1 protein-coding gene is annotated in these 255 nt (G+C 51.4%); it reads left to right on the plus strand.

The window, feature by feature from the left end; all coding sequences use genetic code 11:
- On the plus strand, positions 1-255 hold a 255-nt coding region (locus H8K52_RS20805; RefSeq protein WP_186924813.1), incomplete at both ends, for a transposase.

The following is a 255-nucleotide window of genomic DNA, read 5'->3' on the forward strand; positions in this document are numbered from 1 at the left end:
GTGACTGCCCAACAAGAGCGCAGTGCACAGCAAGTAAAAATCATGTCAAAGTCGTGACCAGACATGTTTGGCAGCATTTTAAAGAACAACTCAACGCGAACCGACTTAGTGTAAGTGGGAAAGAGATCTACAAGCATCGTAAAGAGACGGTCGAACGGAGCTTCGCCGATGCGAAGCAACTACATGGTCATCGTTACGCGCGCTTTCGTGGATTAGCCAAGGTCAAGGCGCAAGCGCTGCTCGCTGCGGCATGCC

Origin of the sequence: Affinundibacterium seohonense (assembly GCF_014284305.1) — a bacterium.
In the GTDB taxonomy this organism is placed as follows: Bacteria; Pseudomonadota; Gammaproteobacteria; order Burkholderiales; family Burkholderiaceae_D; genus Undibacterium; species Undibacterium seohonense.